Source organism: Pseudomonas sp. R5(2019) (genome assembly GCF_009905435.1).
Taxonomy (GTDB): Bacteria; Pseudomonadota; Gammaproteobacteria; order Pseudomonadales; family Pseudomonadaceae; genus Aquipseudomonas.
Genome location: NZ_JAAAMT010000034.1, coordinates 46,969 through 63,140 on the forward strand (window position 1 = coordinate 46,969; position 16,172 = coordinate 63,140).

Annotated in this window: 12 protein-coding genes; 1 reads left to right on the forward strand and 11 read right to left on the reverse strand. The window is 62.4% G+C overall.

Annotation, left to right across the window (positions count from 1 at the left end):
* The 4 genes from GUY40_RS19985 to GUY40_RS20000 all read right to left on the reverse strand — a co-directional run bounded on the left by GUY40_RS19985 (position 1) and on the right by GUY40_RS20000 (position 4,257).
* The gene (locus tag GUY40_RS19985; RefSeq protein WP_166570632.1) at positions 1–774 is read right to left on the reverse strand and encodes an ABC transporter ATP-binding protein; all 774 of its coding nucleotides are present in this window, start codon (positions 772–774) and stop codon (positions 1–3) included.
* Positions 771–2,012, reverse strand: a complete 1,242-nt coding sequence (locus GUY40_RS19990; RefSeq protein WP_166570633.1) for an ABC transporter ATP-binding protein — start codon at positions 2,010–2,012, stop codon at positions 771–773. Before GUY40_RS19990 ends, GUY40_RS19985 begins: the two co-directional genes overlap by 4 nt.
* A 10-nt stretch (positions 2,013–2,022) precedes the next feature.
* Positions 2,023–2,961 carry a branched-chain amino acid ABC transporter permease gene (locus tag GUY40_RS19995; RefSeq protein ID WP_166570634.1) on the reverse strand — a complete coding sequence of 313 codons (939 nt, stop codon included), beginning with the start codon at positions 2,959–2,961 and terminating at the stop codon, positions 2,023–2,025.
* 147 nt (positions 2,962–3,108) lie between these two features.
* On the reverse strand, positions 3,109–4,257 hold the full coding sequence (locus GUY40_RS20000; protein WP_166570635.1) for a branched-chain amino acid ABC transporter substrate-binding protein: 1,149 nt from the start codon (positions 4,255–4,257) through the stop codon (positions 3,109–3,111).
* Positions 4,258–4,694: 437 nt separating this feature from the next.
* Between GUY40_RS20000 and GUY40_RS20005 the strand changes: the two genes are divergently transcribed.
* The gene (locus GUY40_RS20005; RefSeq protein ID WP_166570636.1) at positions 4,695–5,420 is read left to right on the forward strand and encodes a FadR/GntR family transcriptional regulator; all 726 of its coding nucleotides are present in this window, start codon (positions 4,695–4,697) and stop codon (positions 5,418–5,420) included.
* A 246-nt stretch (positions 5,421–5,666) separates the two neighbouring features.
* On the opposite strand, the gene gabD is transcribed toward GUY40_RS20005, so the two are convergent.
* The 7 genes from gabD to GUY40_RS20040 form a co-directional block, all read right to left on the reverse strand.
* Positions 5,667–7,118: an NADP-dependent succinate-semialdehyde dehydrogenase gene (gene gabD / locus GUY40_RS20010; RefSeq protein ID WP_166570637.1), complete on the reverse strand. Its 1,452-nt coding sequence runs from the start codon at positions 7,116–7,118 to the stop codon at positions 5,667–5,669.
* A gap of 72 nt (positions 7,119–7,190) precedes the next feature.
* Positions 7,191–8,876: a thiamine pyrophosphate-binding protein gene (locus GUY40_RS20015; protein ID WP_166570638.1), complete on the reverse strand. Its 1,686-nt coding sequence runs from the start codon at positions 8,874–8,876 to the stop codon at positions 7,191–7,193.
* A gap of 27 nt (positions 8,877–8,903) precedes the next feature.
* Positions 8,904–10,100, reverse strand: a complete 1,197-nt coding sequence (locus GUY40_RS20020; protein WP_166570639.1) for an FAD-binding oxidoreductase — start codon at positions 10,098–10,100, stop codon at positions 8,904–8,906.
* Between the two features lie 33 nt (positions 10,101–10,133).
* Positions 10,134–10,946, reverse strand: a complete 813-nt coding sequence (locus GUY40_RS20025; RefSeq protein ID WP_166570640.1) for an NAD(P)-dependent oxidoreductase — start codon at positions 10,944–10,946, stop codon at positions 10,134–10,136.
* 37 nt (positions 10,947–10,983) lie between these two features.
* On the reverse strand, positions 10,984–12,186 hold the full coding sequence (locus tag GUY40_RS20030; protein WP_166570641.1) for a pyridoxal phosphate-dependent aminotransferase: 1,203 nt from the start codon (positions 12,184–12,186) through the stop codon (positions 10,984–10,986).
* A gap of 3 nt (positions 12,187–12,189) precedes the next feature.
* On the reverse strand, positions 12,190–13,854 hold the full coding sequence (locus tag GUY40_RS20035; RefSeq protein WP_166570642.1) for a hydantoinase B/oxoprolinase family protein: 1,665 nt from the start codon (positions 13,852–13,854) through the stop codon (positions 12,190–12,192).
* 29 nt (positions 13,855–13,883) lie between these two features.
* Positions 13,884–15,959, reverse strand: a complete 2,076-nt coding sequence (locus GUY40_RS20040; RefSeq protein WP_166570643.1) for a hydantoinase/oxoprolinase family protein — start codon at positions 15,957–15,959, stop codon at positions 13,884–13,886.
* Between the last annotated feature and the right edge of the window lie 213 nt (positions 15,960–16,172).

Sequence of the window (16,172 nt, forward strand, 5' to 3'; positions counted from 1 at the left end):
TCAACACACCGTTTCCGTACCCAAATAGGCCTCGATCACACGAGGGTCTTTCTGCACGTCACAAGGCAGGCCATCGGCGATCTTCTTGCCGAACTCCAGCACCGTGACCTGGTTACACAAGCCCATCACCAGCTTGACGTCATGCTCGATCAACAGCACGGTCTTGCCATCGGCCTGCATCTTGCACATCAGCTTGCGCAAGCCCTCGGTTTCCGAGGCGTTCATGCCGGCGGCCGGCTCGTCCAGCGCCACCAGCAAGGGCTCGGTGGCCAGGGCGCGGGCGATTTCAAGGCGGCGTTGGTCGCCGTAAGACAGGTTTTTCGCCAACTCATTGGCGAAACGCCCGATGCCGACATAGTTCAGCCAGTAGCGCGCCGCCTCGTGAATCTCACGCTCTTCCTGCATGCAGCGACGCGTGCGCAAAATGGCCCCGAACACACCGCTGCGGGTACGTACGTGGCGGCCGATCATGACGTTCTCCAGCGCAGTCATATTGTGGAACAGGCGGATGTTCTGAAAGGTGCGGGAAATGCCTGCCTCCACGACCTTGTGCGGTTTGCTGATCCGCAGCGGCTTGCCGTCGAATTCGACCTTGCCTTCTTCGGCCTGGTAAAGCCCGGTGAGCACGTTGAACAACGTGGTCTTGCCGGCGCCATTGGGGCCGAGCAAGCCACGGATTTCACCGCGTTTGATGCTCAAATCGATGCTGTGCAAGGCCTGCAGCCCGCCAAAGAATTTACTGACCGAGCGCAACTCCAGTAGTGCCTGGCTCATACTTTGTTCGCCTCTTCAGTGGCCGTGTGCGTCAGCCCAGTCATGGCCAACGGTGCTTTTGCCTGGCCTGGCGCCGCGTCATCGGCTTCGGGGTCGTTTTCATGCAATTCGGCACGCCGCCTGCTGGACGGCCAGAGGCCTTCGGGACGAAAGCGCATGACCAGGATCAACGCCAGGCCGAACACCAGCATCCGCAGGGTCGAGGCATCGAGAATGTTGCGCAGCACATCGCGGCTGATAAAGGTCACGTTGTCCAGCACGAACGGCTGAACCCAGTTCACCAGGTCGCGGAATACCTCGGGCATGATCGACAGGATCAAGGCGCCCAGCACCACCCCGCGAATCGACCCCATGCCGCCCAGCACCACCATGGCCAGCACCATGATCGATTCCATCAGGGTGAAGGATTCCGGGCTGACGAAGCCCTGGTAGCTGGAGAACAGCACACCGGAGACGCCGCCAAAGGTGGCGCCCATCGCAAACGCCAACAGTTTGAGGTTGCGCTTGTTCAGGCCCATGGCTTCAGCGGCCACTTCGTCTTCGCGCAGGGCCATCCAGGCCCGACCGATGCGCGACACCTCCAGGCGCTTGGACAAAATGATGGAAAAGATCACCACTGCCAGGAAAAACAGGTAGTAGCTGATCACCGGCGACACCTGCAGACCGAACAGGCTCCATTTGGTTTGCAGCGACAGCAGTGCCTGCGGTGCCACATCGGCGGCATGGGACCAGGCCGCGCCATCGATATGCAGCGGCGCGATGCCGCTGATGCCCTGGGGGCCATTGGTGATGTTCACCGGCTGGTCCAGGTTGTTCATGAAGATGCGGATGATTTCACCGAAGCCCAGGGTGACGATCGCCAGGTAGTCGCCGCGCAGCTTGAGCACCGGCGCGCCGATCAGCACGCCGCAGATGGCGGCCGCCACCGCCGCCAGCGGGATGATGATCCACAGCGGCCAGTTCATGACCCCTTCGGCCAGCCCGACCATGTTCAGGTGCGGCGAGGCCAGCAAGGCGTACAGATAAGCGCCGATCGCGTAGAAGCCGATATAGCCCATGTCCAGCAGACCGGCGTAGCCGATCACGATATTCAGGCCCAACGCCAACAGCACGTAGAGCATGGCAAAGCCCAGAATACGGACCCAGGTCGGGCCCAGGAACGGTATGGCGTCGACCACAAAGGGCAGCGCGATAAACGCCAGGATCAGCAAGGCGTATTGTGCGTATTGATTGTTCATGCGCAGTCTCCTAGGCCCGGTCTGCCTGACGCTCGCCCATCAAGCCGTTAGGCCGCAACAGCAGCACCAGGATCAACACCATGAAGGCGAAAATGTCCTGGTAGTTGGCGCCCAGAAAGCCCCCGGTCAGCTGGCCGGTATAACCCGCCGCCAATGATTCGATCAGCCCGAGCAAGATGCCCCCGGCCATAGCCCCGAAGAGGTTGCCGATACCGCCCAGCACCGCCGCGGAAAACGCCTTGAGCCCCAGCAGCAAGCCCATGTAGGCGTCGGCCTGGCCGTAGTTGACCGCGCGCATGACCCCGGCAATGGCGCCCAGCGAGGCGCCGATGACGAAGGTGGCGGAAATCACCCGGTTGATGTTGATGCCCATCAAGCCGGCCACTTCCTGATTTTGCGCGGTGGCCCGCATGGCCTTGCCCAGCCGGGTCTTGTCGACCAGCAGCCAGAGCGCCAGCATGATCACCACCGAGATGATCATGATGCTCATCTGTACGTTGGTGATGGTGGCGCCGAACACCGCGATCGGATGGGTTTCCACCACCTCGGGGAAGGTTTTGTAGCCACGCCCCCAGATCATCATGGCCAGGTTCTGCAGGAAGATCGAAATGCCGATGGCCAGGATCAATGGAGTCAGGCGCGGCGCCTTGCGCAGCGGGCGGTAGGCGAACTTTTCCATGCCCTGGGCCATCAGCATGCAGACCATCGCGGCAATCATGATGGCCAACAGCAACGTGAGCACGCCTGGAGCGAAACCGAAGCCTGCAAGCATGGTCAGGACCGAGATCGTGACCATCGCGCCGACCATGACAATCTCGCCGTGGGCAAAGTTGATCAGGCCAATGATGCCGTAAACCATGGTGTAGCCCAGCGCCACCAGGGCATAGATGCTGCCGAGCACCAGGCCGTTGAGGACCTGTTGCAATAAAATATCGAAATTGGCTTCCACGTGCTGAATCCTCAAAGCTGCGTTGTGTCGACCCGCGCCGGCTGGCGACAGCAACGCGGTGACATTTATGGCAGGTCAGAAAAAAGCGGGTTCTTATTGTCGCGAGCCGTGGCGGCTCGCTTATTGTTCTTCGTTGTCGTGGTGGGCTCAGTTGCGCTCGACCGACAGGGTTTTCCAGCTGCCATTTTCGAACTGGAAGACGGTGGCGGCAGCGTTTTTCAGGTTGCCGTAGTCGTCGAAGGCAATGGTGCCGGTGACGCCGTCGTAGCTGGACGTTTTCAACACCGGCAGGTACACCGCCGGGTCCGCCGACTGAGCCTTGACCATGGCGTTGATCGCCGCCCAGGTGGCGTCATAGGCGGCTGGCGAAGACTGCACCACGCCCATGCCGAACTTGTCCTTGAGCTTCTGCTCGAAGGCCGCGCCCTTGGGCATGTCCTGCAGCGGCGTACCGTAGTTCCAGGCATAGGTGCCCTGGGCCGCGCTGCCGGCCATTTTCTTGAACTCATCGTTGGGCAGGTTGCCGATGTTCATGAACTTGGCATTCAGGCCCAGGTTTTTCATCTGCTTGGCCATCGGTGCGGCCTGGTAATCCAGTGCCGCGAAGAACACCGCATCGGCCTTCTGCGCCTTGGCGGTGGTCAGGATGGCGTTGAAGTCGGTGGCCTTGTCGTTGGTGTACTCACGCACCACCACATTGCCGCCAGCAGCCTTGACCGCCTTGGTCACTTCATCGGCCAGGCCCTGGCCATACGCGGTACGGTCATCGAGGATGGCAATGCGTTTGGCCGCCAGCTGGTTGACCAAGTAGTTGCCGGCGTAACGCCCCAGGGTGGCGTCGTCGTTGACCACGCGAAACACCGACTTGATGCCCTGGCGGGTCAAGGCCGGGTTGGTGGCCGAGGGAGAGATTTGCGGGATGCCGGCATCGGCATAGATTTTCGAGGCGGGAATACTGGTGCCCGAGTTGTAGTGACCGATCACCACGGCCACTTTCGAGTCGACCAACCGCTGTGCCACTGCCGTACCGGTGCGGGGGTCGGCGACGTCATCTTCGGAGACCAGCTTGAACTCGACGACCTTGTCGCCGAATTTCAGCTTTTGCTGGTTCGCCTCTTCGATGGCGATGCTCACGCCGTGCTCCACATCCAGGCCCTGGTGGCCCGAAGGACCGGTCAGCGGGCCGGCAAAGCCGATCTTGACCTGCTCGGTTTCACTCGCCGCGGCAGTGCCCACACCCAGGATTGCGGTCACGGCCACTGTCAGTGCGGTCAAGCCCAAGTTTTGTTTACGCATACACCCTCCCAAAGAACATCGGACAAACGAATTGAGCACCTTGAGGTGCAAGTCTTCTTTTCCATGCCCGGCGCCCTGTCACGGCACCAGACCTTTTCGGGACCTTCTCGTTGCAAGTGCGATCCGCTCAAGAGCGCACTTGTAAGATAACAGTCAGCAGGCAACTGTCAATTGGTATATGCTTGGCGAATGTGAAAAGGGCAAAGTTGTCGAGAACGGCTGGCAAATTGCACAGATACGAGGCGCGCAGAGACGGGATACCGTGCGCCTGCACCCTCACAGATCAGTTGTTTGATAACATACGGCCCTTGATTCTCTGCTGATCCGGGCCATCATCGAATCAACCGGCATCAGGGCTTCGGATTTGCCTTGGCAAGCCAGTAAGCTGACCAAACAGTCATCACCGTGATGAGCAAATTGCTTCAGGAGCAACACATATGAATGCGACGCTGGGTACGCGCAGGGCCAATCTGGCGGAGACCGTCATCAAGGAACTGTCCAACCGCATCGACGTGGGGACATACGGCCCCGGTCAAAAACTGCCTTCGGAGCAGGAGTTGTGCAAGGAATTCAACGTCAGCCGCCCGGTGATCCGTGAAGCCGTGGCATCCTTGCGCCTGGGTGGGCGCTTGATCGCACGCCAGGGCGTCGGGGTGTTTGTGGTCGAGCAGGACGTCAAGCGCCTGGGCTTTGCGCTGAGTACCGCCGTTGATGACGTACGCGCCGCCGCCCATGTGCTGGAGCTGCGCCTGGGCATCGAAACCGAATCCGTGGCACGTGCCGCCGAGCGCCGCAGCCCGACCAGCATGGCGCAGATCACCGAAGCCTTTGACCGCTTCAATTCACTGGACGGCTCGAACCTGGAAGCAGAAGCCCGGGCCGACTTCGAATTTCACCTGGCGATTGCCCGGGCCACCAACAACCCGCACTTCTCGCAACTGCTCGAGGCGCTGGGGCCGGACATCATCTTTGACCTGCACCTCAAGCACGGCCAGTCGACCGGCAAGAGCCGCCTGGCCCACATCAAGAAAATCGGCCGTGAACACGGCGCGATTCTCTCGGCCATCTCCATGGGCGACGTCAGCGGTGCTCGCTCAGCCCTGCGCAAGCACCTGGAAGAAAGCCTGTCGCGCTACCAGCGGCTGGTGGACAGTGGCGAGTGATACGTGGGGCAAGGCTTGCCTGCGATGACCCCACCGCGATAGACCAGAGACACCGCGGCGCCCTTATCGCGAGCAAGCTTTGCTCCCACACCCATCTCTATGCACACCGATATTGAGCGGGGTTTTGTGGGAGCAAGGCTTGCCTGCGATGGCCTCACCGCGATAGGCCAGAAACACCGCGGCGCCCTTATCGCGAGCAAGCTTGCTCCCACACCCATCTCTATTCACACCGATATTGAGCGGGGCTCAGCCGAGCCCCAGGCAGACGTATTTGATTTCCAGGTAATCCTCGATGCCATAACGCGAGCCTTCACGGCCCAGGCCCGAGGACTTCACGCCACCAAACGGCGCGACTTCGGTGGCCAGCACGCCGACGTTGACGCCGACCATGCCGTACTCCAGCGCCTCACTGACCCGCCACACGCGCCCCAGATCCCGCGCATACACGTAACACGCCAGCCCGAACTCGGTGGCGTTGGACGCGCTGATCACCTCCTGCTCGCTGCTGAAGCGGAACAGCGGCGCGACCGGGCCAAAGATTTCTTCCTGGGCCACGCGCATCTCTGGGGTCACATCGGCCAGCAGTGTCGGCTCATAGAACGCCCCGCCCAGCGCATGACGCTTGCCTCCCGCCACCACCCGCGCACCCGCCTCGCAAGCCTGGGCCACCAGCGCCTCGACCCCGGCCACCGCCTTCTCGTCGATCATCGGGCCGACGCTGGTGCCTGGCTCGGCACCATTGCCCACCACCAGTTCCGATACGCGCTGCGCAAAGCGCTCAACGAAACGGTCGTAAACCCCGTCCTGAATATAGAAGCGATTGGCGCAGACACAGGTCTGGCCCGAATTGCGGTATTTGGCAACCAAGGCACCTTCAACGGCGGCCTCGATGTCCGCATCGTCAAACACGATAAACGGCGCATTCCCGCCCAGTTCCAGGGTGACTTTCTTGACCGTCGCCGCGCACTGCTCCAGCAGTTGGATGCCGATGGGCGTGGAGCCTGTGAACGACAGCTTGCGCACGATTGGGCTGGCGGTCAGCTCCCCGCCAATCGCCGCCGAGTTGCCAGTGACCACGCTCAACACGCCCCGCGGGATGCCCGCGCGTTCGGCCAACACGCACAACGCCAGGGCGCTGAACGGCGTCTGCGAGGCCGGCTTGAGCACCAGGGTGCAACCGGCTGCCAGGGCCGGTGCGGCCTTGCGGGTAATCATCGCGGCCGGGAAATTCCACGGGGTGATCGCGGCACAGACGCCAATCGGTTCCTTGGTCACGATCAGTCGACGGCCGGCCTGGGGCGAGGGAATCACATCACCGTAGATGCGCTTGCCCTCCTCCGCGTACCACTCCACGTAGGCGGCGGCGAAGGCGATTTCGCCGCGCGATTCAGCCAATGGCTTACCCTGTTCAGCGGTCATGATTCGGGCCAGGTCTTCCTGGTGCAGCATGATCTGCTGGAACCACGCCTGCAGGCGTGCAGCGCGCTCCTTGGCGGTCAATGCGCGCCAGGCCGGCAGCGCCGCCTGGGCGGCGGCAATGGCGCGACGGGTTTCGCTGGCACCCATGCGCGGGACATGGCCCAGGCATTCGCCGGTCGCAGGGTTGGTGACTTCGATGGACTGGCCACTGTCGGCGTCCACCCATTCACCGTCGATATAGCAACGTTCGCGCAGCAGTTCAGAATCGGCAAGTTTCATGCTGATGAGCTCATCAAAAAGAGAGGGCGAAAAAAAGGCGGGAGGATGAAGATCCGTCCCGCCCGAGGTGAATCAACGCGAGGCCTGGGCTTTCTCGCGGATCTGGCTCAAGCTCATGCGCGGGGTCAGGGCTTCAGGGTCCACCTGCACCTCGATCAACGCCGGTTTGCCAGAGGCCAGGCAGCGCTCGAAGGCTTGCGCGAACTGCTCGGTGGCCACCACGGTTTCGCCGTGGAACCCATAGGCGCGCGCCAGCGCGGCGAAATCCGGGTTGTGCAACTGGGTACCGCAGACCCGGCCCGGGTAGCTGCGCTCCTGGTGCATGCGGATGGTGCCGTACATGCCGTTGTTGACCACCACCACGATCAACCGTGCGTCGTGATGCGCAGCGGTGGCCAGTTCCTGGCCGTTCATCATGAAGCAGCCGTCACCCGCGAAGGCCACCACAGTGCGCTCGGGAAAGGTGATTTTGGCCGCCACCGCGGCCGGCACACCGTAGCCCATCGAGCCGTTGGTCGGCCCCAGCAAGGTACGGAAGGTACGGTGCTGGTAACCGCGGTGCAGCCAGCCGGTATAGTTGCCGGCGCCGCAGGTCATGATGCTGTCGTGCGCCAGGCGCTCATTCAGCCAGGCGATCACTTCGCCCATCTGCACCGGGCCTGGTGATGGCGGGCAGTCCAGGTTGGCGCGGTAGCCACCATTGAGCTGGGCGGTCCAGTCGCTGAACGCCTGAGGCTTGATGGCTGGCAGATTCGCCACTTGCGCCGCGAAGGTTTTCATCCCGGCGTTGATCCCCAGCGTCGGCTGGTAGACGCGCCCCAGCTCTTCGATGCCCGGGTGCACGTGCACGAGTTTCTGCTTGGGGGTTGGAATGTCCACCAGCGCATAGCCGCCCGTGCTCATTTCACCCAGGCGCGCGCCGATCACCAGCAACAGGTCACTGTTCTTGACCGCCTCGACCAGCTCCGGCCCGGCGGCCAGCCCCAGGTCACCGGCGTAGTGGGGCAAGGTGTTGTTGAACAGATCCTGGCAGCGGAACGAGCCGGCCACCGGCAGGTTCTGGGTTTCGATAAAGCGCTGGATATCGATGACCGCTTGCTGATTCCAGCCGCCGCCACCGAGCACCACCAGCGGCTGCCGGGCCTGGCTGATCAGATCCTGCAACTGGCTGAGCGCGGCCGGCGAGGCGGCAGGCTCAATGGCCTGGGCGGGACCTGCATCAGGCACCCCCACAAGATCGGTCAGCATGTCTTCAGGCAAGGCCACCACCACCGGCCCCGGCCGGCCGTTGGTGGCGCGGTGGAAGGCCTGGCTGAGCAATTCAGGCAAACGCGCCGCATCGTCCACTTCCACGACCCATTTAGCCATTTGTCCAAACATGCGGCGGTAGTCGATTTCCTGGAACGCCTCACGCTCGACCTGATCCCGGGCCACCTGGCCGATAAACAGGATCATCGGCGTGGAGTCCTGGAACGCCGTGTGCACGCCGACCGAGGCGTTGGTGGCGCCCGGGCCACGGGTCACAAAGCAGATCCCCGGTTTGCCGGTGAGCTTGCCATAGGCTTCGGCCATGTAGGCGGCGCCGCCTTCCTGGCGGCAGACGACCAGCTCAATGTCGTCCTTGGCATCGTGCAAGGCATCCAGCACCGCCAGGTAGCTTTCGCCCGGCACACAGAACGCCCGCTCGACGCCGTTGATACGCAGGGCATCGACCAAGACCTGTCCGCCGCTGCGCAGACCTGTGGATTCATTTTTCATTGTGGTTCTCTCCATCAGGCGGCACGGTCAGATGACCGAGTCTTCCAAAAAGGGACGGTTCTCGATAACGCGCTGATAGGACAGCGCGCTCAAATCCAGGCTGCGGTAGCCGCCGTACGTGATCAGCTCGCTCAAGCCACGACCGATCGCCGGTGCCTGCTGCAGGCCATGGCCACTGAAGCCGTTGCAGAACAGGAAGTTGCCGACTTCGTTGTGCGGGCCGACGATGGCGTTGTGGTCCAACACGCAGAAGTCGTAGTGGCCAGCCCAGGAGTTGACCACCTTGATGGCTTCGAACGCCGGCACGCGCTCGGCGAGAATCGGCCAGACCTCTTCTTCGAACTCCTGGTGCAGCACGTCGAAATCGTTGAAGTCCACCTCTGGGTCGTGTTTGGGGTAAGTACCGCCCAGGTACAGGTGACCTTCTGGACGGAAGAACACGCCGGTCGGGTCAATGGTCAGCGGCACCGTCCCCGCCAGCGGGGTGTGGCAGTCGAACACGAACAGCGAGCGGCGACGGGCTTCCACCGGAATGTCCAGGCCGGCCATGCGCGCCACCTGGCGACCGCGAGTACCCGCGGTATTGACCAGGGTGCCGCAACGAATCAGCTGACCATCGCCCAGGCGCACACCGGTGATCACGTCACCTTCGCGCAGCACCTCCACCACTTCGTTTTCGACATACTCCACGCCCAGCGAACGAGCCTTCTTGCGAAAGCCGTTCATGATCCCGTAGTTGTCGAACCAGCCTTCATCCTTCTCGCCATAGGTGCCGCCGGCCAGGCTGTCGGGGTTGACCCAGGGGAAGCGCTTGATCAGCGCTTCGGTGTCCATCAGGGTCACGTCGGCACCGTTGTCCAGCTGGGTCTGGTGCAGGCGCTTGAGCACCTCGAAGCCCTTGTTATCGGCCAGGAACAGGTAGCCGTTTTCCTTGAAGGCCAGGTCCGGTTTCTCGCCATTGACCGCCATCAGCTCAGGGAAGTCGCGGATGAACTGGGCACCGAACCTTGAAATCTGAATATTGATCGGGTTGGAGAACTGCACGCGGATGGAGCTGCTGGACAGCGCCGTCGCCGATTGGGCGTACGTCCAGTCGCGCTCGATCACCAGCACGGAGCCGGTGAAGTCCGGGTTGTTGGCCAGGAAATAGGCCGTAGCGCTGCCGTTCACCGCGCCACCCACAATCACCACGTCGTAATGCTGTTTTGTTGCTGTCGAAGCCATGGCTCGGACCTCTGCGAATGCGTTGATATGACGTTATTTCGGATCTTCGAAATGGCCGGCACCGGCAAAGTTGCCGCCGTGATAACGAGCCGCCGGCTCGTTCGGGTCCAGCGGTGCGGAGTTGGCGAAGACTTTTTCCCGATAGTCGTCGGCGCTGTCTTGCGGCACATAGCCGATCGACGACGCCATGCGGTTGTCCCAGAGGGTTTCGCGGTTGGCCGACATGCCGTAAACGATCATGTGACCCACCCGCGGCGCGGTCAGCGAGCGCTCCACCAGTTGGGCGAAGTCGGCGAACGACAGCCAGGTCGCCAGCATGCGGCGGTCCAGCGGCTCTTCGAACGAGGAGCCAATGCGCAGGTTGACCGACTCGATACCGAACTTGTCCCAGTAGTAGCGGCCCAGGTCTTCAGCGAAGCATTTGCTCACGCCGTAGAGGCTGTCCGGGCGGTGCGGCACGCTGGCGTCGATGGTTTCGGTGCGGTCGTAGAAACCGATGGCGTGGTTGGAACTGGTGTACACCACCCGCTTCACGCCATGTTGGCGCGCTGCTTCGTAGACGTTATAGGTGCCGACGATATTGCCGTTGAGGATCGAGGCGAAGGTGTTTTCCACCGGCACGCCGCCGGCATGGATGATCGCATCGACCCCCTCGGCCAGCGGCAGCACGTCGGCCAGGTTGCCCAGGTCGCAGCGCACCAGTTCTTCATGGGGTGCGGCGCTACCCATGTCGGCGATGTCGGTCAAGCGCAGCTCATCCGCAAGGTCGCGCAAGTGCGCACGCAAGACTTTGCCCAGGCGGCCGGCCGCACCGGTAATCAACAGGCGTTTAAAGGGTTTGCTCATGGTCGAACTCTCAAAGTCGTGAATGACGGGCCGGCGCTTAAACCAACGCGGCCAGTGCCGTGCGTAACTGGGTAATGGCCTGTTCCAGCTGCTGGCGCGACGTGGCGAACGACAGGCGGATATAAGGCTCAAGACCAAAGGCCGAGCCCGGCACCGTCGCCACCTTGCCGTCGCGCAGCAGGTAATTGGCCAGGTCCGTGTCGCTCTCGATCAACTGGCCATCGGGCGTGCGCTTGCCAATAAACGCCGCGCACTTGGGAAACGCGTAAAACGCCCCTTCCGGCATTTGCAGCTCCAGGCCCTCGATGGCCGCCAGGCCTTCAACGACCATGGCGCCGCGCGCCTGATACTCGCGATTGGCGTCACGAACGAAATCCTGCGGGCCGTTCAGGGCGGCCACGGTCGCCAATTGCGAGATCGACGACGGGCAGGTGGTGGTCTGCGACTGGGTCTTGTTCATCGCGACGATCAGCGCCCTGGGGCCGGCGGCATAACCCAGGCGGTAGCCGGTCATGGCGTAGGCCTTGGACACGCCGTTGATGACCAGGGTGCGCTCGCGCAATCCTGGGCAGGCCTTGACGAAAGACACGAACGGCTTGTCGCCCAGAATAATGTGCTCGTAGATTTCATCGGAGATCACCAGCACGCGCGGGTGGCGCTCCAGCACAGCACCCAGCGCAGCGAACTCCTCGCGGCTGTAGATCGCGCCGCACGGGTTGTTCGGCGAGTTGAGCATCAGCCAGCGGGTGCTGGGGGTGATTGCCGCTTCCAGGCGCTCGGCGTCCAGCTTGAAGCCGTGCTCGGAACCGCACGGAATCACTTTCGGCACACCACCGTTGAGCAGCACCATGTCGGTGTACGACACCCAATACGGCGCCGGAGTGATGACTTCGTCACCGGGCTCCAGGGTGGCCAGGAAAGCATTGAACAACAGCTGTTTGGCACCGTTGGCGATGCAGATTTCATCCTGCCCGTAGCTCAGGCTATTTTCACGTTCGAACTTGGCCACGATGGCCTGGCGCAACGCGTCGAAGCCATTGGGCGCGGTGTAGTGGTTGTGACCTTCAAGCATGGCCTGGTAAGCCGCTTCGATCACGTGGGCCGGGGTGTTGAAATCCGGCTCACCGAGGCTCAGGTTGATGACCGGCTCGCCCTTGGCCAGCATCTGCTTGGCCAATACCGAGACCGCCATGCTGGGCGAACTCTTGACTGTTCTCACCCGTGAACTTTGAAATTCCATGGCTCAGTTCCCCTGCCCCGGCTCGTAGCCGTAATCATTGCGCGCCTGCTCGGCACTGATGTAACCAAAGCGCAGATCCCTGGCGACGTCTTCACGACTGCGCTCGCGCGGATCACCGTAACCGCCGCCACCGGGCAGGCTCAGCACCAGGCGGCGCTCGGCCGGCACAAACTGCTGGCCCTTGCCGCGCAATACGGTGCCGTCGTCCAGACCGACATAACCCTTGGACCCTTCCTTGCCGCCTTCCAGGCTACGCGCGGGGTAATGAACGCGGTCGAACATGGCACTGAAGCGGAACGAATAACCGGCAGCGGCCGAGACTTCGATTTCCTGGCCCAGGCCACCGCGCAGCAGGCCGGCGCCGCCGGAGCCTTCGCGCAGTTCCTTGCGCCAGACAATCACCGGCCCTGCCTGTTCGGTGGCCTCCACCGGCATGGTGTGCACGCCGCTGGGGAACGCCGTGGCGCTCAGCCCATCCTTGCCGGCCCGGGCACCCATGCCGCCGCTGTTGAACATCAGCATCTCGGCGTTGCGGCCTTGCGGGTTGCTTTCCAGCGGACGCACGCTCAGGTGCAGGTTCCACAATGCACTGGCGCCTTCGGCAGGCACCTGGCCCGGCAGGCATTTATGCAGCGCGCCCAGCACCAGGTCCGGTACAAAGTGGCCGAGCACGTGACGGACCGACACCGGCGCCGGGTGCTTGGCGTTGAGGATGCAACCTTCGGGCGCGACCACTTCAAAGGGCGCGAGCGAGGCCGAGTTGTTCGGGATTTCCGGCGCCACGATGCACTTGAGGCCGTAGCAGGCGTATGCCTTGGCGTAGCCCAGCGGCACGTTGATGCCGAACTGGCTCATGCCCGAGGTGCCAGTGAAGTCGGTCAGGATGCCGTCCGGGCCGACCGTCAAGGTCACGGCCAGGGTCACCGGCACGTCATAGCCGTCCAGGGTCATGCTGTTCTGGTAGGTGCCGTGGGGCAGCGACTTGAAGCACTCCAGCGTAGCCCGCCGGCTGTGCTCGAGAATAAAGCCACCGATGTGCTCCAGGTCTTCCAGGCCGAATTCTTCGAGCATGCTCAGCAGGCGCTTGTGGCCGGTCTCGTTGCACGCTGACAGGGCGTAGAAGTCACCCACCACGCGGTCGTTTTCACGCACGTTGTTGCGCAGGATATTGATGAAATCGCGGTTGACCTGGCCCCGCTCGAACAGCTTGAGAATCGGGATAAACAAGCCTTCTTCGTAGACTTCGCGGGCATCGGGACCGAAGCCGCGACCGCCGATATCGACCACGTGGGCGGTACTGGCGAAGTAGCCGATCAACTTGCCCTTGTAGAACGACGGCGACACGATGGTGATGTCGTGCAGGTGGCCGGTGCCCTTCCACGGGTCGTTGGTGACATACACATCGCCTTCGAAGATGTTCTCCTGGCCAATGTCGTTGATAAAGTGCACCACCGCCTCGGCCATGGTGTTGACGTGACCGGGGGTGCCGGTCACCGCCTGGGCCAACATGTTGCCGGCACGGTCGAAGACGCCGGCCGAGAGGTCACCGGCTTCGCGCACGCTGGTGGAGAACGCGGTGCGGATCAGCGTCAGCGCCTGCTCTTCTACCACCGAGACCAGGCGATTCCACATCACCTGCATTTGAATATCGATCAATGTTTCGCTCATGAAAAATCGCCTTCTCTGCAAGTGATGCGTTAGCGCCGAACGACCAGCAGGCAGCCGTCGGGCTGGACCGTGGCGGTGAACGAGGACGACACGAAAGTCGAGGTTTCGCGCTCTGCGATGATGGCCGGACCGTCGATCCGCGCCCCCGCCTGCAGCTGTTCGCGCTGGTAGATGCCGGCATCGACAAAACCGCCCGCCAGCACATCGAACACCTCCCGACGGGTGACTTCATGGGCCCGATGCGAAGCCTTGATCTGCTCAACTGGCTCGACCGGAAGAAGCGGCGAACTGGCCTTGACCGACCAACTGACGATCTCGATGTCCGGCCCTTCGATGGGGCGGCCGAAGAACATCGTATAGGCCGCTTCAAACAGCGCCCTGAATTGAACCGTATCGCTGTTGTCGAACGGCTTGAACGGCAGGCTGACAGGAATTTCCCAGCCCTGCCCGACATAACGCATGAACGCCGTGCACTCCAGCTCCGGCTCGCCCTCGGGCATGCCCTGGCGCAGGAAGCCGATGGCTTCGGCCTTCATGTCGTCGATCAGCGCGTTGACCTGCGGGGCGTCGAACTCGGACAGGCGCACGAAGGCACTGCGCACGGCCTCGTAGCCGAACGGCGCGCGAAGGAAGCCGATGGCCGAGCCCACACCGGCACCGGCCGGCACCAGGAACCGCGACACGCCCATCTTTTCGCAGAGCCGCGCCGCGTGCAGCGGACCGCCGCCGCCAAAGGTGATCATGGTGTAGTCGGCGATGTCCTTGCCGCTTTCGACCGCATGCACGCGCCCGGCGTTGGCCATGTTTTCGTCGACCACTTCGCAGATGCCGTAAGCGGCCGTCAGGGCTTCCATGTTCAGCGGCTGGCCGATGACCCGAGCGACCGCCGAGGCGGCGTTGTCGGTCGACAGGCGCAGGGCACCACCGGCGAAGTTATCGGCGTCCAGGCGACCGAGCAGCAGGTTGGCGTCGGTAATGGTCGGCTCCAGGCCCCCGCGACCATAGCAGGCCGGGCCCGGCTCGGACGCGGCGCTGTGCGGGCCGACGCGGATCTGGCGCATGCTGTCGATGCTGGCGATGGAACCGCCGCCGGCACCAATCTCGACCATTTCCACCACCGGGATGGAAATCGGCATGCCACTGCCCTTCTTGAAGCGATAGGTGCGCGCCACTTCAAAGGTCTTGGCGGTCTTGGGCACCTTGTTTTCAATCAGGCAGATTTTCGCCGTGGTGCCGCCCATGTCGAAGGAGACAACCGAGTCCAGTTCATATTTACGGGCGATATCGGCCGCGAAGATGGCGCCACCGGCCGGGCCGGATTCAACCAGGCGCACCGGAAATTCGGCGGCGCTCTGGACCGAGATAATGCCGCCGCCGGAATGGATCATGAACACCGGGCAATCGGCACCGGCTTGCTTGAGGGTCACCACCAGACGGTCCAGGTAGGACTTGATCAGCGGCTTGACGTAAGCGTTGGCGCAGACGGTGTTGAAGCGCTCGAACTCGCGCATCTGCGGCGAAACTTCACTGGAAATGGAGATCGATACGTTCGGCAGGCGTGCCTGCAGGGCATCGCGCACCAGGCGCTCGTGGGCACCGTTGATGTAACTGTGGATCAGGCCGATGGCAACGCTTTCGTATTCCCCTTCGGCGATGCGCTCGACCAGTGCATCGATGTCGGCTTGCCGGGGTTCGATCAGCACCTCGCCCTGCACATCCAGACGCTCGCGCAGGGTGAAGCGGTGTTCGCGCTCGATCAGCGGTGGCGGCAAGGTAATGTTGATGTCGTATTGTTCGAAGCGGTTTTCGGTGCGCATTTCCAGCGTGTCACGAAAACCTTCGGTGGTGATGAACGCCGTCCGGGCACCGCGCCGCTCGATCAGGGCATTGGTGGCCAGGGTGGTGCCATGGATCAGTTGGTCGATATCGGACAGCTTCAACCCTGCCGCTTCGATGACCGTGTTGACGCCGGTGAGAATGGCACGCTCAGGCAACTCGTAGTCGGTCAGAATCTTGGTCGAATGCAGCACGCCGTCGACATCCAGCGCGATATCGGTAAAGGTCCCACCTATGTCCACGCCGACCCGGCATGAAGTAGCAGTCATCGTCGTATCCCCTGAAATTCTTGAACTCATGGCAAGCGGTGTTTGATCCGCTTTGAATGTAAGTTATATGTTGTCTTACATGCGGTCAAGCACTTACACCGCGGTTTTTACTGATCGATCAATTGCCAAATCCTGATGTAGGAGCCGGCTTTAGCCGCGATGGGCTGCGCAGCAGACCCTGGGGCCGCGGCGCAGCCCATCGCGGCTAAAGCC